Consider the following 23,936-nt stretch of genomic DNA (forward strand, 5'->3'; position numbering starts at 1 on the left):
ACGAGTACTGAACAGAACGCTTTCGATTCACCGTAAGCCCCCTTTTTACTGCCTAATGTTGCCAACGCAAAATGGTGGAAGCGCAGACGTTTACTGCGCGCTACAGGATGGACTTAAATATTGATATATTTCTCACTTCAAAAGAAATAATAACTTGCCTCAGATCAAGAAAAAATCGTTTGGCATGATGCTGAAACTAAAACAAAGTTGAAAGATTAAAAAATTATTGAATAATGAGGGTCACGTAAACCAAGAAGTTGTATACTTCAACACTTAGTCTAAAACAGGAAACTTACCCCATGTCGAACTCGTTTGTTTTGGTTATTAACTCTGGCAGCTCATCACTGAAGTTTGCGGTGATTGATTCAAATACGGGGGATGCCGTACTGAGTGGTCTAGGTGAATGCTTTGGGCTTGATGATGCCCGTATGAGCTGGAAGTTTAACGGAGAAAAAGCCAATTGTGCGATTCAAGGTGAAGCGAATCACCACCTGTTGGCGGTTGCAAAACTGGTTGAGCTCGTGAAAAGCTACGGCTTGATTGATGACGTCGTTGCGATTGGGCACCGCGTAGTACATGGTGGCGAGAAGTTTACTAAGACCGTTAAGTTAGACGAAAAAATCGTCAACGAAGTTGAAGCGCTTAGTGATTTAGCACCGTTACATAATAAAGCACACGCGATTGGTATGCGCGCGGCAATGCTAGCGTTTCCTGAGTTACCGCAGTTTGCTGTTTTTGATACCGCTTTCCACCAAACCATGCCAGCAAAAGCCTACACAGGTGCGATTGCAAAAGAGTTATACACTGAGTTTGGTATTCGCCGCTATGGTTTCCACGGAACCAGCCATTATTTTGTGAGCCGTGAAGCGGCAAAAATGATCAACAAGCCAGTTGAAGAAAGCAGCTTTATTTCTGTTCACCTTGGTAATGGTGCGTCAGTGTGCGCAATTAAAGATGGCCAGAGTGTCGATACCAGTATGGGTTTTACACCGCTTTCTGGTTTGATGATGGGCACTCGCTGTGGTGACCTTGACCCCGGCATCATTGAATTTCTATTGAAGAAGGGGTGGACACAAGAACAAGTGTTTAATTCATTGAACAAAGCCTCTGGTTTCTTGGGTGTTTCTGGTTTAACCAGCGATGCACGTGGCATTCTAGAAGCCATGGAGCAAGGTCATGAAGGCGCTACATTGGCCTTCCAAGTCTTCACCTACCGTGTGGCGAAATACATCGCGTCATACCTTGCAGCGCTTGATTCGCTCGATGGTATTATTTTTACCGGTGGTATTGGCGAAAACGCATTGCCTATTCGTCGTGAAATTCTACGCAACCTGAAAATTCTTGGTTTTGTGGAAGATGAGCAAGGTAACGAGCAAGCTCGATTCGGTAATGCTGGCATTATCGCAAAATCAGACATGCTAAATGCAGTAGCGCTTGTGGTACCAACTAACGAAGAATTCGTGATCGCTCAACAGTCGGTTGAGTTGCTATAATTACATTTAAAATCAAATAGATAAAAGCGAGCTTAGTGCTCGCTTTTTTTGTACTCATATGTTGGATAGACCATCGCTAAGGATGTGCATGGCGACACACCCATTACTAGCTCTATTGACTTCTACAATTCATTTTGTGCCCTTAAATCAACAAGGTTCGTGTTGACTTGTTTATACCCCATTCCTTTTCAGGATCCGTCTAATTAATTTTTACCTAAGTCAAACACTGTAACACTTAAAGTAATGCGTTCAACTCTCATACGACAGAGCCGAACCGCATTGCCTTTATTTTTTCACTTCTTTCTCATTTATTTGCGTTTGACTAAGCCAAAATGTTTCTTACCGCGCTTAATCAACCAGTATTGATCAAGCAATGGGAAACCTAGCAGTGAATTATCTGGTGTTATTTTTTCACCATTTACACTAATCGCATTGTCTTCAATTAGCTCTCTGGCGATGCGTTTTGATTTCGCTAACCCTGATTCGACCAACAATTCTACAATGTCTTGCTGAGTGCTTTCGATGCTTGGAATACCATCTAGCTCTAATTGTTTGAGTTCACTATAACTCAGCTTCTCAAGGCTATTTGTGAATAATGCTTGTGTAATACGCTCTGCGCTGAGTAGCCCTGATTCACCATGAACAAAACGAGTCATATTCTGCGCCAGAATCTTTTGTGCCTCGGGTTTACCGTTGCTTGACTTATCCTGCCATTCTATCTGATCGATTTCTTCACAGGTTAAGAATGTGTAGTATCGAAGAAGGTTATAAACATCGGTATCCTCAGTGGATAACCAAAACTGATAAAACATATACGGTGATGTTTTTTCAGGGTCAAGCCAAACGGCTCCTCCTTCTGTTTTACCAAATTTAGTACCGTCAGATTTCGTTATCAAAGGTAGGGTCAAACCAAATACTTGTTCTCCATTCTGACGACGTGTTAAATCAATACCGCTGACAATATTTCCCCATTGGTCATTACCACCAATTTGTAAGCAACAACCATGGTTTCGATTAAGCACCGAAAAATCATAGGACTGGAGTAAACTATAACTAAATTCTGTAAATGAAATGCCCTGTTCAGGCCTTTGCAATCGTTGTTTTACCGACTCACGGCTGATCATATTGTTGACTGAAAAATGCTTACCGACATCACGGAAAAAATCGATGACATTAATATCTCTCATCCATTCTGCGTTGTTGACGATAGTCATGGGTTTGCTTAAATGAGGAGCTAGCAACTGCTCGATTTGAGTAGTGAGATCTTTGACCCAACTGGCTACCGTTTCTTCAGTATTCAAACTGCGCTCTACAGCTTTGAAACTTGGGTCGCCAATCATGCCCGTTGCACCACCAATAAGCGCTAATGCTTGATGTCCGGCATCTTGAAAACGCTTGAGCATAATTAGAGGAACTAAGTGCCCAATATGAAGGCTGCCAGCGGTAGGATCGAAACCGCAGTAAACTGTTTGTGGCTGGTTCAGTTGTTGCTGTATTTGGTCTAAATCACTGGCTTGAGCAATTAATCCGCGCGTTTGTAGTTCCTGAATGAATGTCATCTATCACGTCTTCTCTGTAATGAATAATGTGATGTACAGATTAACGAATAGAACCTTATGCGAGATATATCCTTAAAGGGATAATGAGTTCATTTAGTGGGTAATAATATGGTTGAGGAAGATTTGAAACAGTTCACTGAGTGACGATACCCTCAGTTGAGCATAGATACGCTTTCTGTGATTTTTTACTGTTCCTTCTGTAATGTCCAACTGTTTTGCTATTTCTTTGGTATCAAGTCCTTGCAATATTAAACGGGCTATTTGTTTCTCTCTAGTTGAAAGTAAATCTTTGCCAAAAGAGTGCAGGCCATCTTCTATGAACTTTCGTTTTTTTACTGAGTAGGATTCCGGAGAAAAGACAGGTTCCGCAAGAAGGAATTCAGTCTGCTTCCAGTGTTGTTGACATAGCGATTGGATGACTGAGAAGTATGATTTTAACGTTTTTACATTTAATGGCGAAAATAAATTGTCTTCATGGGTGCAGCCTAAATAGATAAGGACCCAGCGAGTTGCTTCAACTTTAATAAGAATACTTAACTCATCTTTCCAGCCAGTTTGTAGATAAAACTGATTACAGTATGTTTGATAATCCATATCCCGTTTGGCTACGTCTTTTAATGAAAAAACGCCTTGCTGCTCATTAATAGTGAGCATTTTGTAGAATGGGTCATCTTGAAATGCAGAAGTGAGGTAACGGTCAAAAAGTAATTCTCGATTATTTTTAATGGAATCATAAAGATAAATGGGATGTTTATCTGTACGCAGGCCGAGAATTACTGCACAGTCATAATTCACTAGAGAAGCGATGAAAGCCATTAGATTAGGCGTAAAACTCGGTGATTTCAGAGAAGAAATAGAGTCAGCGAGTAGATTGTTAAATTGCGATTTAGTCATAACGTATAAGATGAACAATAAAGGCCTACAGCATAACGTAACTACTTAAGTTGCTCAAAGATGAGCTTATTCAACTCGCCTCTGGCTAACAAATTTATGCCCCATTCCTACTTAGAGTAGTTGCTCTTCACGACACAAGAATTTTAAGAATGACCAACTTTTTCTAATGTTAGGAGCTTCCTAACTCATGTCGGTTATCAAGTATGAAAACAAAAACTTACGTGTTAAAAAGTAACCACCAACAAAAACCTTTAATTTCAATTGGTTATAGAATGTAATGTACTCGCTATTTCTAAGCAATAAGTGTTATATTAAAATGCAATAAAGTATTGTGGCCACAGTGAGCATCCTATGCTGCAAAGCATCAATAATTTGAGCATCAAGCACCTTTTAGTAGGGATAAATAACGTCGGTTCGGTTCATCTAATCGATATTCCATCGAAGAAAGCGCGGAATTATTTGAGAGGTACAGATCCCTCAAGCTTTAAGCAAACTCGTCGAGCTTTGGAGAAGATCAAACACAGTTGCACCAACTCCGAGTTCAAAAAGTCTATTTTGTTTGTTAGATCCAGTTCCATTTTTGATGGGACAGAAATTGGTCAGCTGCTTTCAGATCGGTGTCCTAACGAGTCGAATAACTTAATTGTAAAATATTCACTATCTGAGATTGTGACATACATTAACAAGCATGCTTTCGAACTAGAAGAGCTGGTTGACTGTGCTGTGAAGATATTGGAATCGCTAAATGTAGGAGATATTAATACGGCTTTAGACTATTGCAGCGATTTAGCTGAGATGAAGGGGACATCCGTATTTTTAATTCGACAGTTATCTTACATTACAAATAGATATCAACTTTTAGAGCTAGACGATAACGAGATTCTCAGAAAAATTGATCACATGAAGCAACGAATAAGCGTATCACGTTGCCCATTCATTGATGGCGCTGTTACTCAATTGAGTAACCTAAGAACTTCTTATATTGCGACATCGAAAAGAATTTATGAGATTGATAAATTATTCAATGGCATACACATAGCTAAATCTTTTATCAACCCTATCCCAAATGACAAATCTGAGTTTGAAGCAGTTTTAAGTGATTACTTCTCATTCTCTCTTTTTGATTCTTACCTCTATTTGATGAAATTGCTTAAGTTTGACCTTTCGTTTATTCCTCCGACGACTGTGGAACGAAGTTTAGAGGAAGCATATGAAAGAATTTCTGGTATTCAATTTAACCCAGAAGGGATGTACAAAAAAATAGATGAAGATGTAGGTTACTATTTTCTAAGGGAGAGTTTTCTATTTTCTGAACAACCAAATGCTCTACAGTTCCAAATAGTTCATGGCTATTATTACGTGAATGCACTGAATTCAAAGCGCACTAATCGAATAGTAACACCTATTGTTGAAGAGTATTTTTCAGATATCAGCGAGCTAGAACAGCTGAATCACACTACTTACACTGTGCATGAAATCAGAAGTGACAAGTACAATGCTTTTACTTGTGGGATGTTAGAAAACTCAACTGCACTTGTACATCTATTAGGCCGAAAACAGGGTCAGCTGTCACCTAATGAGCAAGACCTGTTTGTGGAGTTAATGTCATATACGCGCGAGATTGGTGAAATATGTCCTAAGGAATATTTAGCATCAATAGCATCTTCAGCTAAATGTCAGCGACTTCAATTGGTAGTTAATTGTTTAATCACTCTGAATCATAAATCTCAGCTGTCAGAACATCAACTTCGGTCGGTAATTCAAGATTACTGTATACAACAGTTCAATGGTAATTTGAACGCCCTAGTCCAGTATTTATATAGTATTTCCCCTGCGGTAGCAGAACACCTACTCTTGACCTGTGATGAAAAATTTCTAGCAACACTTTTTAGGATAGTAGATCGCCCTGTGGATGCGATACAGGTTCGCGCTGATATGCTCAACTGGTACGGTAAAATGAGTGGTGAAGAACGCTATCTAGACCGAGCCAAAACATTAAAAATCGATATTCAAATTAACAAAGAAAAGGGAACTATTGATGACTCCCGTATTTATGTAGACCCATTTAAATACACACAATGGTTTGAGGACCAAATGGTTGGTAAGCTAACCATGGCTCTTGATAACGTGATGATTAGTGAACGCCATGTTGTAAATCTTAATTGGAAAAATACTGGTGTAGGCAGCACAGATGAGGTGATTAATTTATTGTTGGCATGCTACAAAGAGTTTTGCGACAACCGTTCGTTTGGCATAGCTTCATATCTTGGAAGACGGATAAGACACGGCACCTTCGAAGGCACTGCTAGTACAGAATTACGAGCTCTATCTTCTAATGAAGAATACGCACACTTATTCGATGATAAGGAGTTTAGTTCTAGGTTTGGCGAATGGATGAGACGCTACGAAGAAATGATAGATGCTCTGAAAAACAACGTCTTGCACATCAAGAGTAAACGTAAACCTGAAGGGTGTTTTTCTACAGATATTGATTCTCCAGCTAAAAATGTCGTTGCTGATCAACTGATATACGAAATCCTTCGAGTATATTCCAAGAGAACTGGTGTCGTTAGATTACCGAGCTTAATTATTGATTACTGCTGGAGACTCGCCGAGTATGACCTTGTTACAACTAAGAAGTTACTTAGTGAGAGAAAATCTTCACATGGTGTATTTTCTTACAGTCCAAAATATGGCTCATCAACACATAAGAGACAATACTCGAAATTTTCTCAAGAAGTTAATTCCCTTACCAGTCAGAAATTTGGCTTGATGGCATCTTGGTTTAACAAACCGACTTATGCATCGCCAAGTACCGATATTTATTTATTGTTTAACGCAGTAATATCAGAAGTAAAAGATAGCTTCCCAGAATTTGAGCCTAGAATAGACTCAGGAGATAAAATCTTCACCATAAATGGTGGCACGTACTATGTTATCTATGATGCTTTATTTGTACTAATCCATAATGCTGCTAAGCATGGTAAACCTGACGGTAGAATGCATTTTAAAGTATCCATACTTGAAGAAAGAACAAATGCGATTCGAATCGAGTTAAATACAGAACTCGATAGCTATGAAGCAGTAACAAAAGCACTAGACAACATAGAAGAAGCTCAGTGTTTAGCTAAAGGTGACGCTGACGACTATGACAGTAAAAGCGGGATTCGAAAACTTAAAAAACTAGAGAATGAAGGAAGTATAAGCGAGCTAAGTTTTTACCCTAGTAAAGAAGGAAATATGCTCTGTTTTGAATTCCATTTTGAACTTGATAGTAGAGGTAAGTACGATGATATTGATAGTTGAAGATGATGCGCATAAATCGTCACAGATCATGGAAGTTTTTAACTCTGTATTAGGTAACAAGACAGAAGTAACACTAGTTGATAATGTTATGGATGCCGTCAGGTTTCTTATTGATCATATTCCAGAAAAAATCATTCTGGATATGTCTTTACCTAGCCATAAAGCTCTACCGGGGCAAGGAACTCCTGTTCCTCTTCCTACTGGTGGTATCGAGGTTTTGTTTGAACTAAAAATGAAAAATTTGATGGACTTACCAGTTTTGATTCTCACTCAATACCCTGAAATCGAGATTGAACAAGACCTAATACCTGTTCAAAAATCTGCCGCAACCTTTAAAGAAGAATACGGGTTCATGGCGATTGAAGCCTGTTACTACGACCACAGCAATAATGAACCGTGGAAGAAAAAAACAATGGAATTCTTAAAGTAAAATGAAAATACTAATTATTGAAGATAACCCAAGTAAGAAAGAATCTATTGAAGGAGCTATAAATACTTCTTTGCAAAACCTAGCAAACCACTATGTTATTGATTGGGCTGAAGATTTAACTAGTGCTAGACGTTACCTTTATACGGGGCAATTTGACCTTGTTATATTTGATATGTATCTCCCAGATATAAAAGAGCATGGTCACGAAAGAGATTGCTCTTCAGAGCTTATTTCTGAATTTTCTCACAGCAAAAATTACCAATCTGAAGCAATAGCTTTGACCCAATTTGAAATCAATGAGATAGAAAACATACAGCTTTTCAATAAAGCAGGTATAACACTAGTCAGTTATGACGAGTCTAATGGCTGGAAAACTGCCCTAGAATTAAAATTAAGTAGAGTCGCTCAAAAAGTTAAATGTGACTTTTTGATTTTTTGTGCACTGGCTAAAGAACGCTCTGCTTTTTCAGACACAATCGCTACCCTTGGAGAGTCTCAAAATATTTCAGGGATGGATTGCCAAGAAATTCAAATCGGTGATAAGCATGGTTTAATCATAAAGCCAAATGAAATGGGTTTGGTTAGTATGGCTATCGTTTCCTCTAAAGCCATTGAGTTATTTCAACCAAAAATTGTGGCAATGAGTGGTATTTGTGCCGGAGTTTCAGGAGAGTCAAACTATCTAGACATCATTGTTGGAAAAATATGCTGGGAATATCAAACAGGTAAATGGAAAGATGGTGAATTTAAACAAGAGCCCATGCAAGCCTCTATAGACTCTAATCTTAAAGTCGATCTTGAGCAATCTAAAAATGATAGCTCTCTCATCAACGAAGTACGTAAAAACCTTTATGCTACGGAACTAGGTAACATGAACATTCATGTTGCTCCTATCTCATCTGGTTCTGCTGTCATAGCCGATGCTTCAATGATGGAGAGAATAGGAACTCAACACCGTAAAATGGCGGGACTCGAAATGGAGATGTATGCTCTTTACGAAGCTGCTTCTCAATCATTGTGCAAACCATTATACTTCGGAGCGAAGACGGTTGTCGATTTAGCCGATAGCACTAAAGCAGACGATTTTCACGATATTGGTTGCCTGACCTCTGCACGGTACGTAGCTATTATGCTCCAAAAGCAACTTGAGAGATTATGATGAGCATGAAATCTATATTTATATAGATTTGATAACTAATAGAAGAAGCTCTCATTAGACCAAATTTATCTGACGGCCTCACCAGTATAACTCAGCGGCTGTCAGATTAAATATAGTGTAAATTTTTTCTACCCCAATTCTTTTTGTATTGGATTAATGAATTTAGCTACTCATTCAGAGGCCTCGCAATACTTTAGATAATCCGATAAATGCTAGATTAGCAAAATCACTGACACGTTTCTGTCCATCTTAGAGTCAGTCAGACTTGCCTGACTCGCCATTGCCCCAAAACGAGTTGTGATCAAAAATACGAACATAAATTTTCAGTTAATTTTGACATACAAAAAGTAATAATTATCAAAAGGTAAGACCTGCCCCCATTTCTTTAATAGATTACAACCTAATCACAACCGAAGCCGCCAAAACGACGGCTTTGGTTTAGAGCAATCAATCTACTTCAATAACGGGGACAGGCTTAAGGGCTACAATCGCAACGGCAAACAAACCCACTGCCAACACGGCAAGCCAGGTTGAACCCAGTGAATAAGCATAACCCGCCAGACCGGACCAGATAGCAACGCCAAAATGCATCATACTCATGCCTAGCGCCATCAAGGTGCCACGGTGTGAATCTGACAGTTGCGCAATGTGGTTTTGCAGTGCTGGAGAACCGATTCCGCCAGCCAGGGACCAGACAAATAGCACTGGTAAAAACATCAGCACATGCGTTGCAGATGCACCGAACACCCAAGCGCTGCACAGCAGGCAGACCACCAGTGCAGATCGCATCACAGCACGGCCGCTGCCCAAGCGTCGAATGGCTCGCGACATCACCATATTGCCCATCACACTGACACCACCAAGTATCGCGTATGTTAGGCCAACCAATGCTATGTCCAGTTCAGTGGCTTCACGTAAGCGCTGTCCCACAAGATTGAAGACGCCAATTCCCCCACCAAGGCCAAGCCCCATTGCCAGAAGCGCTCCGCGGGCGCCCGGAATCCGTAGCAGTTGCGCCATGGCAGGTTGCTCTGGTTTAGCCGTTTCGTGTTTGGCGTAATGCGTACCGCCTTGGGCAGCGAGCAATGCCGCCACTATCAGTGCCGCTGCGCCTAACACGATAAACGCTGCGCGCCAGGACAGCCACTCTGTCAAAAAAGCCCCGATAGCCGGGCTGGTAATCATTCCCAAAGTCAGACCTGCCTGAACCAGAGTAATGTGCTTCATCGCTTTATCACCCGGTTGATCACCGGCCAATGCAAACGCGATCGGTAACATACCGGCACTGGCTAAGCCAGTCATCACCCGTGTCAATAAACCCACATCGAATTGACCGACTAGACCAGTAGCGATCGAAGAAAGACCGAACAACACACAAGCTGGCAACATTATGCGCAACCTTCCCCATTGGTCTGATAAGCGACCAAAGTACGGGGCGATAAACGCAATCGCCAAGCTGTAGGCAGTGATAAACAACGTGATCCGTTCTGTTGGCACACCCAAATCCTGTCCGATGGGTTGCAAAATCGGGCCAAGCAGCAACTCATCCGCCCCCACCAAGAACGCAATCAGGAACAACAGAACGGGTAACATTTTATTTGGCATCACACATCTCCATCTTTGCCATATCAATCACTTTATCCGGCCAGTCGGCCAGAAAGTCCGGCTCGTGCGATACCACGATCACCGTGCCAGCGTAGGTACACAACGCCTGTTTTAACGCCGCTTTTACGTCGACATCCAAATGGGTGGTCGGTTCGTCAAGCACCAACACGTTTGATTTACTGACCGCCAGACACGACAACTTTACCTTGGTCTGCTCACCGCCACTCAAACTGCGCAGCGGCTGCAAGGATTTACTGCCGCTGATGCCAAACTCCGCCAGCCTCTGACGCGCACTTTTGTCATTCAACTGACAACACGATGCACGCATCACCTGCATGGGAGTGCTGTCTGGGTAATCCCAGTGTAAGTCCTGAGAAAAATACCCCCACTGAATGCCGTTGGCCTGTCGAATGTCCCCGGCAAGAGGATTGAGCTGACCGATCAGCGTTTTCAACAGTGTCGACTTACCCAAACCGTTAAAGCCAACAATCGCCAGCTTTTCGCCGCGCTGAATATCGAGATTCATCGCCGGTAACAAGGCATGTTGATAGCCTATCTCAAGCCGAGTTGCGGTCAGAACCGTCTGGGCACTCAGAGGCGCGTGAGAAAAACCAAACTCTGGTTGACTCTTTTGCTGCGGCTTGTTCACCCGCTCAATTTTCGCCAACTGCTTTTTGCGGCCGTTGGCTATCTTGGCGTTCACACCCGCACCGTTTTTGCTGATGTAGGCTTCAAGTTTGTCGATTTTTTGTTGTTGGGACTGATATTGCTTAAGCTGGTTGAGCGTCTCCTGCTCCTTCTGCGCCATCGCTTTTGCGTAGCCGCCTTTGTATTTTCGGATCTGTTGATGGTCAATGTCGCATATACCATCGGCAATCCGATTCAGAAATGCCGTGTCATGCGATACCACCATAAACGTACCTGAATATTGATTGAGAAACTCCGCCAGCCAGGTCACGTGATCCGTATCGAGAAAGTTGGTCGGCTCATCTAGCAGTAACACATCCGGCTCTTCCAGAAGCAGTTTAGCCAAAATCACTTTATGCCGCTGACCGCCACTCAAATCACTCATGTGTGTGGTCATTCCAAGTGGCAGAATACCGAGCCCCGCCGCCACCTGTTCAATACGATGAGTCAGACGGTAGAAGCCCCCTTCTTCCAGCAGTGATTGCAGCTCTGCCGCGCGATTTAGTGTTGCCTCGGACACCGCTGATGACATTTGCGCATAGAGGCGATTCAACTCGCGATCCGCAGCCAGTAAAGGCGCATAAGCGGTCGCCATAAAGTCGAATACTGACAGCGAGGGATCAATCTCAAGGTGCTGATCGAGGTAGCCAACTTTCACACCCGGCTGCCAGAGGATGTCTCCATGATCCGGCAGATACTCACCTTGTAATAGCTTGAACAAGGTACTCTTACCCGCGCCATTTGGTCCGGTGACACCCAGGTGCTCACCACGATGGAGAGCGAAATCGGCGTTTTGATATAAAACCTTGTCTTCCACCTGAAATCCCAGGTGTTTGATAACTAATAAACTCATGTTTTTAAACCATAAAAAAGGGACCGATAACAAGTACCGGCCCCTGGAATCTGTACGATATTGATGTCTCTGATTTTCAGACACAAAAAAGGCCGATGATAAAGCATTACCGGCCTACCTCTCTAACCATTACTTTCAGATGCTAGTTACCCTGCGCTGTTCACGCATTACAACATCTGATGAAGATTTGGTTTTTTCAGGCTCCGAGCAACACTTCATCGTGTATTTGCACGGAGCTCAGCCTTCTCACGAAGTTCTTGAACAGGATATAAATCATGGTAGAGAGTTATCTATAAAAACACTTCGCGTAATGTAATATCCGGTAGGATAGAAGTCAATCATCACAAAGGGGGAGTACAATGTACTAGGCCCTCTAGATTATGGGTTTTGCTATACCCCAATTAATCCAACTAACGCTAATTTAGTGATCCGTGTAACTCGAAAATGTCCGTGCGACGTGAAGTCGCATGAAGCGCTGTTCACCGCGATAAGAGTGAACCGTTTGTATCACCAGACGACCCTAAGGCTCTGAATAAAGAAGCGAGCCTGACAATGTAACGAAGTTTGGCATAGTGCTAAACGGGAGCGAAACCGTGAGGGGATGCTCCTCCTGATAACCACGAATTGGGTGAGTGCTAGGGAATCAGTATGATGAACGAAAGTGAATCCATGTAAGGTGCGTTATGTGATGAAGCAGCGGAAGTGGTTAATACGCTGTGGCCAAACGGCGATGGGAGTAGGAAAGAGGTTGGACAGTACTCTTTCGTGATCGACAGGCTCCCCGCACTATAGTGGGCATCTAACCTGATATTGCGCGACATGCGGAACACGGTAAGCCAGTATTGTTCCTTAGGGAAAGCTGTCTGTGAAGAGAGCCGATAGCGGTGCTGGTAAAGGAGGTTGGAAAAAGCGAATGCTGCATTGTAATGATGCAGATACAGACGGATGTCTGACACGAAAGTGTGCCCACTTCCAACTGGTCTCCCATTGCAAGATGATTTGGAAAACTTTATTTAAGAAGGAACGCAGATGATCTCTTCTCATGAAGTGAGTGCCCCTTCTGGCAGCGCCCAATGGCAATCCATCGACTGGAAAGCGGTTGAGCGCCATGTGTTAAGGCTCCAGATGCGCATTGCAAAAGCAACCAGAGAAGGTAAACACGGTAAGGCGAAAGCACTACAGTGGATACTGACTCACTCGAAAGCAGCAAAACTTCTCGCTGTTCGTCGAGTATCACAAAACAAAGGCAGTAAAACGCCAGGAATTGACGGCGACATCTGGAACACCGATGCACGTCGAATGGCGGCAGTCAGTTTACTGAGCAGAAAAGGCTATCGAGCCAAACCGCTCAGAAGAATCTATATCCCAAAGAAAAACGGCAAGCTTAGACCATTAGGTATCCCGTGTATGATAGACCGGGCGCAACAAGCGTTACACCTTCTCGCACTAGAACCTATATCTGAAACAATTGCCGACCCTAACAGCTATGGGTTTAGACCCAATCGAAGCGCAGCCGATGCAATACAGCAGTGCTTCAAATGCCTATGCAAAAAGGGAGCAGCACAATGGGTTCTTGAGGGGGATATCAAAGCTTGTTTCGACAAGATAGGTCACCAATGGCTACTTGATAATATCCCGACAGACAAAAGGATGCTCAAGCAATGGCTGGGATGTGGCTACATAGACAAAGGGCTGTTCTACAAAACGGCAGAGGGAACACCACAAGGCGGGATAATTTCACCCACCCTGATGTTACTCACTCTTGTCGGACTAGAAAAGTTAACTAAGTCTATCGCTCGCAAAACAGGCAGCAGAGTCAACTTTATAGGTTATGCTGACGACTTTGTCATCACTGGGTCTTCAAAGGAAGTTCTTGTGAATGACATTAAGCCGCAACTGATGACTTTCTTACAAGAAAGAGGTTTAACACTTTCTGAAGAGAAAACGCATGTGACTCATATCAATGATGGTTTTGACTTTCTTGGCTTTAACGCCAGAAAGTACAAAGGGAAACTGCTCATTAAACCGAGCAAGTCCAACGTATTATCATTCTTACGAAACATGCGTGATCTCATTAGAAAACACGCAACAATTCCAGTAGCCGACCTCATCAATATGATGAATCCAAAACTACGAGGATGGGCGAATTACTATCGCCATTGTGTTGCTAAACAAACCTTCGGCTATGTTGGCCATCAGATGTTTCTAGCGTTATGGCGATGGTCAGTTAGACGTCACCCAAATAAGGGGCGTAAATGGATCGCACACAAGTACTTTCTAAACTATCAAGGGCAATGGATTTTCCATGGCTGGTTTAAAAAGGATGGACTGTATGGCGTGATCCGACTGTTTCAAATCGCTCAAATGCCAATTAAGCGACATGTAAAAATCATGAGTCAAGCGAACCCGTTCGATCCTTTTTGGGAAGGTTTTCTCAATGAACGTAAGGTGAAAAACACAGGTCGTAACTCATGGTTTGACCCTGTCGCCACTGCTTTGTGAGTTGCTGGGTTACACTAACGCCTTAGTGGAGGCTTGAGCCGTATGCAGTGAAAGTTGCACGTACGGTTCTCAGGAGGGCGGCATCTGGTAACAGGTGTCGCCTATCCGACAAATTCCTGTTAGCAGATGCGATACGAATATAAACCTAACCAATGAAGAGCTGGTAATTGCTCGTGAATGTGTAGAGCGCATCTAACGCCGTAGACCTTGTTCCCTATCTTAAAGCCTGAACCCAAGCGTTCGGGCTTTTTCTTTAACACACTGACTGATAAGTAAAAGCAGAGTTTTCTACTCGCTTGAACAGATATGACCTCTAGTTACTTAGTATTAGAAATAGTGTGTTTTAGGTTTTACTCAACTATCTTTAACAGCATAACAATATTCATATAAACGAATGGCTTTAATGATTGTGTTTGGAGAGCGCATTTATGCAGTGGATTAAAGACTTATCGATTACCCAAAAAATGATTTCGCTAATTACGCTAATGCTGTGCCTAATTGTTGGTGTTGCAAGTTTTAGCGCTTTAAAAATGAATCGTATTGCGCTCGAAATTGAAGAAATCGCGGATGAAAGTATCCCTTTAATTCGATTGAGCTCGGATATCACCATCAAACAGTTGGAAAGCTCTATCGTGTTAGAAAAGGCTTTTCGACTGGCTAAAATCCCTGTCGAAGGCAACTCACAAGCGCTGAAAGACCTTACTCAGAAGACAGAAAACATCGCAAAAGTGTTGGAGTCTGAATTGACACAAGCGAAGCAAATACTCAGTGATGCAAAGAAGCATCGTCAAGCGAAGGGTGTTGATCAAGAGAGTCAAAACCGATACCAAACATTTGAAGCGTTAGAACGTTCTTATCACCAGTATGAGGTGGCTTTATTTCAATTACTCAAGCGCTTAAATAGTAATGAGCCAGTAGAACAACTTGCGCCACAAGTGCTCGTGCTAGAAAAAATGCAAGAGGCATTTAATACCGAAATTGAACATTTTCTACGCGATTTAGAGCAAAAAACAGCAACCTCTATTCTCATTACTGAGGATGAAGAACACAGAGCATTGCAGGGCACAATAACATTAGCTGTCGTTTCGATAATTCTTGGCCTTGTTATGGGGACGTTACTCAGCCGTCAAATTGTTCGCTCTGTGCTAAAAGTGAGAAATATAGCGGCTAAAATGGCAAATGGTCATTTTGATCAGCACATTGTGCCAGAGTCAAAAGATGAGATCGGCCAGTTGACGCAAAGTATGAACACCATGGCGGACTCGTTGAGTAAAACCGTTGGTGAGGTGATTCAAAGAGCAAACAGCATTGCAGGGCTGGTGACGGAATTAAATGTGTTGGCAGAGAATAACCGTAAAGCGATGCTTGTACAGCAAGAGAGCACTCAGCAAGTTGCGGCTGCAATGGAGCAAATGGCATCAACGATTACAGAAGTGGCGAGTAATGCTGAAGGTGCAGCGGAGTCGACTACTCGTGCAGATAACAGCGTTAAAGCGGCTTGTGAAACGACAGATGTGACACAAAAAATCTCCCATCAATTGGTGATTAACGCGGCTAACTCACAGAAAATGATCTTAGAGTTACAAGACAGCACACATAAAATTCAGAATTTCGTTTCAGTAGTTGATTCGATTTCAGAGCAAACCAATTTGTTGGCACTCAACGCTGCAATTGAAGCGGCAAGGGCGGGTGAACAAGGAAGAGGATTTGCTGTTGTGGCTGATGAAGTGCGCGCTTTGGCTTCTCGCAGCCAAGAAGCGACTCATGAAATCAGCAGTTTGATCCAAGTGTTGGTGAATAAAGCTCAAATTGCTGCAAAATCGATAGAAGATAATGACCAGCAGATCAGCGAATCATCAACACTCGTCGATAGTGCAAAAGCTCAGCTCTATTCGATAGCGGGAGCGTTAGACGAACTGATGCAATCGAACTTGCAAGTCGCCTCCGCCAGCGAGCAGCAAGCCGTGAGTGCTGAAGAAGTCAGCCAAAATTTGTTGGGTATTCGTGATTCAGGCGACAAAGTATTAGTGAGCACGGAAGAAACTGCTAACGCTAGTAATGATTTATCACAGCAAGCCAATGATTTAAAAGCGTTAATGAGCCAGTTTAGTGTGCGTAAATTAGCTTAACGTCAATAGTATTCGGATAGAAGAAAGGGCGACGTTGCTGTTCGCCCTTCTGATATTAATTATCTCTTCAATGCGCTGAGGACTTTGACCTTAGTAAAGGCATGGGCCTTTTTAACGAATATGGTTTTGACGTATGTAGCTTTGACGTAGACGTATATAGCTTTAACGGACGTAACTGCTTAATCTGGATTGCTTGTTTCTTCGCCCATTGAATATGACAAATCTCCATTGCCAAACCAAACGCCATCGCAAAATAGACGTAGCCTTTATTGATGTGCAGCTCAACACCTTCCGCGATTAACAAACCGCCCAGCATCATTAAAAACAGTAATGCCAGCGTTTTAAAACCCGGATAACGGGTGACTAAGGCGTTAATGCGCGCTGCGGTTAATATCATGATCACCGCAGACGCTAAAATGGCCGCGACCATGATAGGAATGTCGTTAGTTAGACCCACCGCAGTGATTACCGAATCCATGGAAAATACCGCGTCAACCGCGACAATTTGCAGTAACACGACCGCAAGGCCAGCACTCACTGTCGTTGTATGTGAATGCTCATCAGGCATTAGCCAGTTCCACAACTCTTTTGCTGCTTTGAATAACAGAAAAGCACCGCCGAAGATGAGGATAAAATCTCGTCCAGATAATTCGTTGCTAAACCAAACGACTATCGGTGCAGTTAACGACATCAACCAACTGATAGAAAAAACCAAACCAATCCGAGCGGTAACCGCTAACAAAATGCCTAAGTTACGCGCAAGCGGCCGCTGCTGAACGGGGAGTCGTTCACATAAGACGGAAATGAACACTACATTATCAACGCCAAGAACCACTTCTAAAGCAAGCAGTGTGGCAAATATCGCCCAAGTTTCGGGTAGTAGGAAGAGTTCTAACATGTGGCCTCCTTAAATAAGGGGGCACGGTGAAGGGGGGGATCAGTAAATATTGGTCGCCTGAAGGGGTCGTCCATTGTCAATAAAAGCCTCTGTTGCTAAGGAAGCGACAGTAAATCATTGACTGAACCACAAGACAAGAGGGCGATTTGTAACAAAATACATATTTATCTTATCGAACAACGCCCTGCGAGCTATTTGTTCGCTCGCAGGCTAATTGTATCTTCAAAATGATGAGTCTTATTTAAATCACGCTTTGCGATAGAACCTTAGTTTGTTGTGTTGATGAGTTGGTGCATAGTTGAGCACTGCTCTCCAGGGTAACCAGGCAGAGCCTTAGCGGCTGAGCTACATGCCAGTTGTGTAGCTTGTTCGAGTCGTTCTGGGAGCGTACTCGCATTGACTGGCACCCAATTCATTTGCTCCCCAAGCCAGCTAGCCCAAGCAAACTCAACAAAATAAACCTGTTCATGCTTGCTGTAATAACCTGCATCTTGTAGTTCACCTGCCAAAGAGCGGTAGGGGTAGTCGGGTAGCTTACTTATGTGTGCAGGTAATTGATCGGGAGTTAGCGGGGCTCCTTTTTCATCGCGCAGCCATGTCCAGTGGTTGCCTTGCATGTCTTGCCAAAAACTCTCCTTGTTGTCGAGGTGAGCAAGGATGTGGACGGTCACCTCTTTCACACCTTGCTGCCAAAGCGCCTTAGTCAGATGATGTCGGTCAACCAACCAATACTGGCCATCAGCATCTACGATTACCGGGATCTTTTTCTTTTTCATGTACTTTTTAAGTTGTGCTGGGCTTTTTGTCGCCAGTTTGGCTTGTGTTTTATCAACTTGTTGTTGACCAACCCCGGCCTGAGTGGGGTGTAGCTGATTAATATCCAGGCTGCACCAGTCCCCGATGCCACTGTCTGTCCCGCAAGGAGCGAGTGCCCATGCTCCCTGACTGATGATTGCGGCGGCAAGCAATATCCATCCTTTGCTCAACATACTATTCCTTTTGAATGATGACGGTACCAATGCAATCAAATGCATTGTTGAGTATTCAATATGTAAAAGTGAAAGTTTAGCCTTCACCGACCCTCTGCCTTGCATTGTAGGAGTTTGAAGCCTAACGGTACAGAAAACATCGATAAGGTGTTGGAGAATTTATCAGTCGGCATGTAGTTTGATAAAAATCATAGGGTTACAGTGAGGGTGTGATGTTATAACTTTGAATGAATTCATTAAAGTTTATCATTTTGAGTGTGTTTCAGAGTCGAGTGATTAGCGAGCCGTCAACACACTTTTGCCCCATTATGTTCCTCCCCCTTTCAGGGGGAGGTTAGGAGGGGGTGCTGCTAGCAACCAACCAAGAAACACCCCTCCCCTTGAAGGGGAGGGGATTAGTTTCGTGAGCGTTGAGAGTATGCTAGTTATGATGAGCGATATAGTTTGCTGAAACATGTGATATCCACTACAACCCCCAAAATTCTCTTTATTCGTTTTCCTCATAAATCAATACCTTGCGTAGTAAATCGGCAAGTTGATCTTGTTCTTTTTTAGTCAATACATTCAGCATTTTATCCATGTTTTCAACATGATCGTTTAACGCAGTATCAACACACTTAACACCTTTTGAGGTCAAAGTGACTTTGCAGCTTCGCCGGTCGTGTTCGCTATAAATACGCCCTACCAATCCTTTTTTTACTAACTGATCTAAACGCGTACTTACAGCGCCTGAAGAAAGCATGAGTGTCTTATATAACTCTGTTGGTGTAATACCGGAAGGATCGCTTCGACGCATCGTTGCTAAAATATCGAACTCGATGCTGCTTAACCCATGTTCTTTAAACACCTTATCCATTTTATTCTTCCAGACATTACTGGTTCGACGTAAACGTCCAATGACTCCCATAGAAGAACAGTCCAGATCGGGTCTGACACTTTTCCACTGAATCAAAATGGAATCGACATTATCCAATGACATTTTATCTCTCCTATAAATATCTTACTAAAAAGATACTTGATCGTAAGTTAAACATCCATTACTTTAAAGAAAGTATCTTTCACAAGAGATATTTTTAATTTTAAGGAATCATTATGAAAGGATTACATCAGATAAGGACAATCGGTTTAACCGCTATAGCGCCGATTGTCTGGGGAAGTACTTATATTGTTACCACTGAGTTGTTGCCAGCGGAGTCGCCGTTGCTCGCATCAACAATTCGAGCTTTGCCGGCAGGTTTGTTTCTAGTCTTAATTAGCAAGACGTTACCTGATAGCAAGTGGCTGAGCCGTCTTGCGTTACTTGGCTTTTTAAATATTGGCTTGTTTTTCTACTGTCTATTCTTTGCTGCGACTTATCTACCTGGGGGGATGGCGTCGATAGTGATGTCTATCCAGCCTATGTTCGTACTCCTACTAAGCTGGAAGTGGCTAAAATCAGAGCTATCATCGCGTCAAATTTGGGCTAGTGTGGTTGGAATCTCAGGTATTGTCTTGCTGGTCATCAACAGTGCTGTACAGATCAATTTATTAGGAGTTGTTGTTGCTTTTATTGGTACATTAAGTATGGCTTCTGGGGTTGTATTAACAAAAAAATGGGAAAGACCTAGAGAGATAACTTTATTGAGTTTCACCGGTTGGCAACTGCTTTTTGGTGGGTTCATGCTGCTGCCAGTGGCCTTATGGGTTGAAGGGCTTCCTGAACATTTAAGTTTGTCAAATTATATTGGATATCTGTATCTGAGTGTAATAGGCGCAATTTTAGGCTACTCCTTATGGTTTCGAGGAATAGAAAAGCTGCCACCGGTTACCGTTTCTTTTCTCGGTTTTCTCAGTAGCGTATTTGCATGTGTGTTGGGTTATCTCATTCTCGATCAAACCTTAACTTGGCTTCAATTATTAGGGGCAATGTTTGTCCTAGTTGCTATCGCTTTGGCAGCCCCTCGTACAAATTCGTCATCTGATAAAGCTAATAATTTACTTTTAAAAAGGAACTAATATGAAGATTACAATTGTATCTGGTAGCCAGCGTGCAAACTCGCTTTGGACTAAATATTTTCTGAATAATTTGTTTTCAATAGCCAACTTCAAGAAGATCATTAGGTGAAACTCTCGAGGTTGAAGCTATTTCCTATATTCTTTATAGTTTAAATTATGCGAATTTAGTGGAAATAGTTCGTGTCGGTAACCCCATTTCTGTCCGTACGACCTGAAGTCGTATTAAGTGTGGCTCTCCACGATAAGAGGGAATTAGTTTCGTGAGCGTTGGGTGTATGTCATTTATGATAATGGATGAAGTTTGCTAAAACAGTTTTGTCCAGAACCTTCACTGTGGGCACTTCGTAACTCACCTTTGTCCAAAAATCGTTTTACAGCATAACAAAAAGGCGAACTTCTCAGTTCGCCTTTATTATTGAATATTGATAACAAAGTCAGTCACAACCTAAAAGATGATCATAAACTGTGACGACGAGCTATCAACGTTAGCACCTACTCTTGGTAGTTATCGATACTTGGGCATGAGCAGACAAGGTTACGGTCACCGTATACATTATCGACGCGGCTCACGGTTGGCCAGTATTTTGATGCCTTAGTATGAGTGGATGGGAAGCAAGCCGTTTCACGAGAATATGGATGAGCCCATGCTTCACTTGCGAGATCCGATTGTGTATGCGGCGCATTCACTAACGGGTTGTCGGCTAATGGCCATTCGCCTGATTGAACTTTCTCCATTTCGGCGCGAATCGCAATCATCGCCTCGCAGAAGCGATCCAATTCGGCTAAGTCTTCCGATTCGGTTGGTTCAATCATCAAGGTGCCAGCAACAGGGAATGACATCGTCGGTGCGTGGAAGCCATAATCCATCAAACGTTTAGCAATGTCTTCTTCGCTGATACCTGTCGCTTCTTTAAGCGGACGAATGTCAATAATGCATTCGTGCGCTACACGGCCGTTACTACCACGGTAAAGAATAGGGTAGTGTGGGCGCAGTCTTTCCATCACATAGTTAGCATTTAAAATAGCGACTTGAGTAGCCGTGGTTAAGCCTTCTGCACCCATCATGGCAATATAAGCCCATGAGATAGGTAAAATAGAAGCGCTGCCTAAATCGGCCGCAGATACTGCGTGATCGCTGCCTTCAACTCCCCCTTCAATATGTCCCGGTAGGAAAGGCGCTAGGTGAGATTTTACACCAATCGGTCCCATACCTGGGCCGCCACCGCCATGAGGAATACAGAATGTTTTGTGTAGGTTGAGGTGAGAAACATCAGAGCCAATAAAGCCCGGATTGGTTAAACCAACTTGCGCGTTCATGTTGGCACCATCAAGGTAAACTTGGCCGCCCGCGGCGTGAACCATGTTACACACTTCTTTAACTTGTTCTTCGTAAACGCCGTGCGTTGAAGGATAAGTGATCATGATGCTAGAGAGGTTCTCTTTATGCTTCTCAATTTTGTCTGCGAGGTCTGCGATATCAACGTTGCCGTTATTATCACATTTCACGACCACTACTTTCATCGAAACCATTGAAGCGGTTGCAGGGTTGGTACCGTGTGCTGAGCTCGGAATTAAGCAGACGTTACGGTGTCCTTCACCACGGCTTTTGTGGTAGCGCTGAATCGCTACAAGTCCTGCATATTCGCCAGAAGCACCGGAATTTGGTTGTAGCGAGAAGGCATCATAGCCTGTGATTTCACAGAGCTTTTCTTTTAAATCCTTAGCGAGAGCGGCGTAACCTGCGGCTTGCTCTTTCGGTGCAAATGGGTGGATTGAACCAAATTCAGGCCAAGTGACAGGGATCATCTCGGCTGCGGCGTTCAGTTTCATGGTGCAACTGCCAAGCGGGATCATGCCGTGAGTTAATGAAAAGTCTTTATTCTCAAGTTTTTTCAAATAACGCATCATTTGCGTTTCGCTGTGATAGGTGTTGAACACAGGATGCGTTAGGAAGCGAGATTGACGACGGCAGTGTTCTGGAATCGCTGCAAATTCGTTGGCGGCAATTTCTGCCGACAGCGCGCTTACCGATTGCTTAATATCGAAAACCGCAAACAGGGTTTCAAGATCAGCTGTGGTGGTGGTTTCATCTAAACTGATGCCCAATTGGTCATCAAATCGGCGTAAGTTGATGTCGGCTTGCTGCGCTTTTGCGTAGAGCGCTTGAGTTTGAGCGGCACTCTTTAAGGTAATCGTGTCAAAGAAGCTGTTATGCACCAATTCGTAGCCCGCTTGAGTTAAGCCTGCCGCTAGAATTGCTGTCATATGATGAGTACGGCGTGCAATGGTGCGCAACCCTTCTGCGCCATGATAGACCGCATAAAACGAGGCCATATTAGCCAGCAGAGCTTGCGCGGTACAGATGTTCGAGGTCGCTTTTTCGCGGCGAATGTGCTGCTCGCGAGTTTGCATTGCCATGCGCAGTGCTGGGTTACCTTTGGCGTCAATCGACACGCCGATCACGCGGCCGGGCATAGTGCGTTTGTGCGCTTCACGCGTGGCCATAAAGGCGGCGTGTGGGCCGCCGTAACCCATAGGGACACCGAAACGTTGAGCTGAGCCAATCACGACATCCGCGCCCATTTCACCTGCTGGTTTCAGCAAGGTGCTGGCCAGTAAATCCGTGGCAACAGTAACCAAGATTTTATTGGCTTGCGCTTTAGCAATCAGGTCGCTTAAATCACGCACTTCACCTGTGGTGCTTGGGTATTGCAGCAGCGCGCCAAACACATCTTGTTCAGGCAATGAGTCGAGTGCGCCGATTTGTACCTCAAAACCGATAAATTCAGCGCGAGTTTTTACCACTTCAATGGTTTGTGGATGAACATCGTCCGCCACAAAAAAGACGTTACTTTTGCTTTTTCCTGCGCGTTTACACAGTGTCATTGCTTCGCCAGCGGCCGTTGCTTCATCGAGCAGCGACGCGTTGGCAATATCCATTGCTGTTAAATCCATCACCATTTGTTGGTAGTTAAGCAGCGACTCCAAACGACCTTGAGAGATTTCTGGCTGGTAGGGTGTGTAAGCCGTATACCAGCCCGGATTTTCCAGTACGTTACGCAAAATGACGTTCGGCGTGAAGGTGTTGTAGTAACCTTGACCAATGAACGTGCGTTTAATCTGGTTTTGATTGGCAAATACTTTCATCGCGCTGAGCATATCGGCTTCGCTTTTAGGCGCAGCAAGGGACATTGGGCTTTCTAAACGAATTTGCGCAGGAACGGTTTGTTCGATTAACGCAGCTAAGCTTTCGGCGTTAATCGCGTTGAGCATTTTTTGTTGATCGGCTGGGTTGGGTCCGTTGTGGCGTGCAACAAACTCATTTTCGGTACTTAACTGGCTAAGCAGTGGGCTGTGAAGTAATTCAGTCATTTCCTTTACCTTTTCAAAGATCGTGTGCGACCTTAAAAAAAAGCCGCCCATGCTGGGCAGCTTTG

General features: G+C 43.4%; 15 protein-coding genes. 7 read left to right on the forward strand and 8 right to left on the reverse strand.

The window, feature by feature from the left end:
• The first annotated feature begins 299 nt into the window (after nucleotides 1-299).
• Nucleotides 300-1,493: an acetate/propionate family kinase gene (locus AACT23_RS13125; RefSeq protein ID WP_026028183.1), complete on the forward strand. Its 1,194-nt coding sequence runs from the start codon at nucleotides 300-302 to the stop codon at nucleotides 1,491-1,493.
• Between the two features lie 308 nt (nucleotides 1,494-1,801).
• Here AACT23_RS13125 and tyrS read toward each other — a convergent pair whose 3' ends face one another.
• Both tyrS and AACT23_RS13135 read right to left on the reverse strand, forming a co-directional pair.
• Nucleotides 1,802-3,052 (reverse strand): tyrosine--tRNA ligase, encoded by a 1,251-nt coding sequence (gene tyrS, locus AACT23_RS13130; RefSeq protein ID WP_094126778.1) that lies wholly within the window; start codon nucleotides 3,050-3,052, stop codon nucleotides 1,802-1,804.
• A 93-nt stretch (nucleotides 3,053-3,145) separates the two neighbouring features.
• Nucleotides 3,146-3,946 carry a response regulator transcription factor gene (locus tag AACT23_RS13135; RefSeq protein ID WP_029189679.1) on the reverse strand — a complete coding sequence of 267 codons (801 nt, stop codon included), beginning with the start codon at nucleotides 3,944-3,946 and terminating at the stop codon, nucleotides 3,146-3,148.
• Nucleotides 3,947-4,297: 351 nt separating this feature from the next.
• On the opposite strand from AACT23_RS13135, the gene AACT23_RS13140 reads away from it, so the two are divergent.
• The 3 genes from AACT23_RS13140 to AACT23_RS13150 are packed head-to-tail and all read left to right on the forward strand — an operon-like array spanning nucleotide 4,298 to nucleotide 8,841.
• Nucleotides 4,298-7,252 (forward strand): hypothetical protein, encoded by a 2,955-nt coding sequence (locus AACT23_RS13140; RefSeq protein ID WP_094126780.1) that lies wholly within the window; start codon nucleotides 4,298-4,300, stop codon nucleotides 7,250-7,252.
• Entirely contained in the window at nucleotides 7,236-7,682 is a 447-nt protein-coding gene (locus AACT23_RS13145; RefSeq protein ID WP_094126782.1) for a response regulator transcription factor, read from the forward strand. The genes AACT23_RS13140 and AACT23_RS13145 overlap by 17 nt, the downstream gene beginning before the upstream one ends.
• 1 nt (nucleotide 7,683) lies before the next feature.
• Nucleotides 7,684-8,841: a phosphorylase family protein gene (locus AACT23_RS13150; protein WP_094126784.1), complete on the forward strand. Its 1,158-nt coding sequence runs from the start codon at nucleotides 7,684-7,686 to the stop codon at nucleotides 8,839-8,841.
• A 447-nt stretch (nucleotides 8,842-9,288) separates the two neighbouring features.
• Here the strand turns inward: AACT23_RS13150 and AACT23_RS13155 are convergent, their stop codons facing one another.
• Nucleotides 9,289-10,446, reverse strand: a complete 1,158-nt coding sequence (locus tag AACT23_RS13155; RefSeq protein WP_255211860.1) for an MFS transporter — start codon at nucleotides 10,444-10,446, stop codon at nucleotides 9,289-9,291.
• A complete protein-coding gene (locus tag AACT23_RS13160) occupies nucleotides 10,436-11,986 on the reverse strand; it encodes an ABC-F family ATP-binding cassette domain-containing protein (protein WP_094126786.1) in 1,551 nt (516 codons plus the stop codon). Before AACT23_RS13160 ends, AACT23_RS13155 begins: the two co-directional genes overlap by 11 nt.
• Before the next feature lie 1,029 nt (nucleotides 11,987-13,015).
• Here AACT23_RS13160 and ltrA point away from each other — a divergent pair.
• Entirely contained in the window at nucleotides 13,016-14,488 is a 1,473-nt protein-coding gene (gene ltrA, locus AACT23_RS13165; RefSeq protein ID WP_094126788.1) for a group II intron reverse transcriptase/maturase, read from the forward strand.
• Between the two features lie 428 nt (nucleotides 14,489-14,916).
• Nucleotides 14,917-16,617, forward strand: coding sequence for a methyl-accepting chemotaxis protein (locus AACT23_RS13170; protein ID WP_094126790.1), 1,701 nt, complete (start codon nucleotides 14,917-14,919; stop codon nucleotides 16,615-16,617).
• A gap of 67 nt (nucleotides 16,618-16,684) precedes the next feature.
• On the opposite strand, the gene AACT23_RS13175 is transcribed toward AACT23_RS13170, so the two are convergent.
• The 3 genes from AACT23_RS13175 to AACT23_RS13185 all read right to left on the reverse strand — a co-directional run bounded on the left by AACT23_RS13175 (nucleotide 16,685) and on the right by AACT23_RS13185 (nucleotide 19,483).
• Nucleotides 16,685-17,515, reverse strand: a complete 831-nt coding sequence (locus tag AACT23_RS13175) for a TerC family protein (RefSeq protein WP_017050009.1) — start codon at nucleotides 17,513-17,515, stop codon at nucleotides 16,685-16,687.
• 266 nt (nucleotides 17,516-17,781) lie between these two features.
• On the reverse strand, nucleotides 17,782-18,504 hold the full coding sequence (locus tag AACT23_RS13180) for a ParB-like protein (protein ID WP_094126792.1): 723 nt from the start codon (nucleotides 18,502-18,504) through the stop codon (nucleotides 17,782-17,784).
• Between the two features lie 487 nt (nucleotides 18,505-18,991).
• Nucleotides 18,992-19,483 (reverse strand): MarR family winged helix-turn-helix transcriptional regulator, encoded by a 492-nt coding sequence (locus tag AACT23_RS13185; RefSeq protein WP_017045337.1) that lies wholly within the window; start codon nucleotides 19,481-19,483, stop codon nucleotides 18,992-18,994.
• Nucleotides 19,484-19,596: 113 nt separating this feature from the next.
• On the opposite strand from AACT23_RS13185, the gene AACT23_RS13190 reads away from it, so the two are divergent.
• Nucleotides 19,597-20,499: a DMT family transporter gene (locus AACT23_RS13190; protein WP_094126794.1), complete on the forward strand. Its 903-nt coding sequence runs from the start codon at nucleotides 19,597-19,599 to the stop codon at nucleotides 20,497-20,499.
• Between the two features lie 492 nt (nucleotides 20,500-20,991).
• On the opposite strand, the gene gcvP is transcribed toward AACT23_RS13190, so the two are convergent.
• On the reverse strand, nucleotides 20,992-23,871 hold the full coding sequence (gcvP, locus tag AACT23_RS13195; RefSeq protein ID WP_094126796.1) for an aminomethyl-transferring glycine dehydrogenase: 2,880 nt from the start codon (nucleotides 23,869-23,871) through the stop codon (nucleotides 20,992-20,994).
• Nucleotides 23,872-23,936 lie beyond the last annotated feature (65 nt).

The organism is Vibrio sp. V09_P4A23P171, assembly GCF_963875615.1.
Lineage (GTDB): Bacteria > Pseudomonadota > Gammaproteobacteria > Enterobacterales > Vibrionaceae > Vibrio > Vibrio anguillarum.

Coding starts and splice junctions, on each gene's coding strand:
- AACT23_RS13145 (WP_094126782.1), top strand. CDS start 7,236: ATGATATTGATAGTTGAAGATGATGCGCATAAATCGTCACAGATCATG.
- gcvP (WP_094126796.1), bottom strand. CDS start 23,871: ATGACTGAATTACTTCACAGCCCACTGCTTAGCCAGTTAAGTACCGAA.
- AACT23_RS13160 (WP_094126786.1), bottom strand. CDS start 11,986: ATGAGTTTATTAGTTATCAAACACCTGGGATTTCAGGTGGAAGACAAG.
- AACT23_RS13180 (WP_094126792.1), bottom strand. CDS start 18,504: ATGTTGAGCAAAGGATGGATATTGCTTGCCGCCGCAATCATCAGTCAG.
- AACT23_RS13175 (WP_017050009.1), bottom strand. CDS start 17,515: ATGTTAGAACTCTTCCTACTACCCGAAACTTGGGCGATATTTGCCACA.
- AACT23_RS13155 (WP_255211860.1), bottom strand. CDS start 10,446: ATGCCAAATAAAATGTTACCCGTTCTGTTGTTCCTGATTGCGTTCTTG.
- AACT23_RS13190 (WP_094126794.1), top strand. CDS start 19,597: ATGAAAGGATTACATCAGATAAGGACAATCGGTTTAACCGCTATAGCG.
- AACT23_RS13185 (WP_017045337.1), bottom strand. CDS start 19,483: ATGTCATTGGATAATGTCGATTCCATTTTGATTCAGTGGAAAAGTGTC.
- AACT23_RS13125 (WP_026028183.1), top strand. CDS start 300: ATGTCGAACTCGTTTGTTTTGGTTATTAACTCTGGCAGCTCATCACTG.
- tyrS (WP_094126778.1), bottom strand. CDS start 3,052: ATGACATTCATTCAGGAACTACAAACGCGCGGATTAATTGCTCAAGCC.
- AACT23_RS13150 (WP_094126784.1), top strand. CDS start 7,684: ATGAAAATACTAATTATTGAAGATAACCCAAGTAAGAAAGAATCTATT.
- AACT23_RS13135 (WP_029189679.1), bottom strand. CDS start 3,946: ATGACTAAATCGCAATTTAACAATCTACTCGCTGACTCTATTTCTTCT.
- AACT23_RS13140 (WP_094126780.1), top strand. CDS start 4,298: ATGCTGCAAAGCATCAATAATTTGAGCATCAAGCACCTTTTAGTAGGG.
- AACT23_RS13170 (WP_094126790.1), top strand. CDS start 14,917: ATGCAGTGGATTAAAGACTTATCGATTACCCAAAAAATGATTTCGCTA.
- ltrA (WP_094126788.1), top strand. CDS start 13,016: ATGATCTCTTCTCATGAAGTGAGTGCCCCTTCTGGCAGCGCCCAATGG.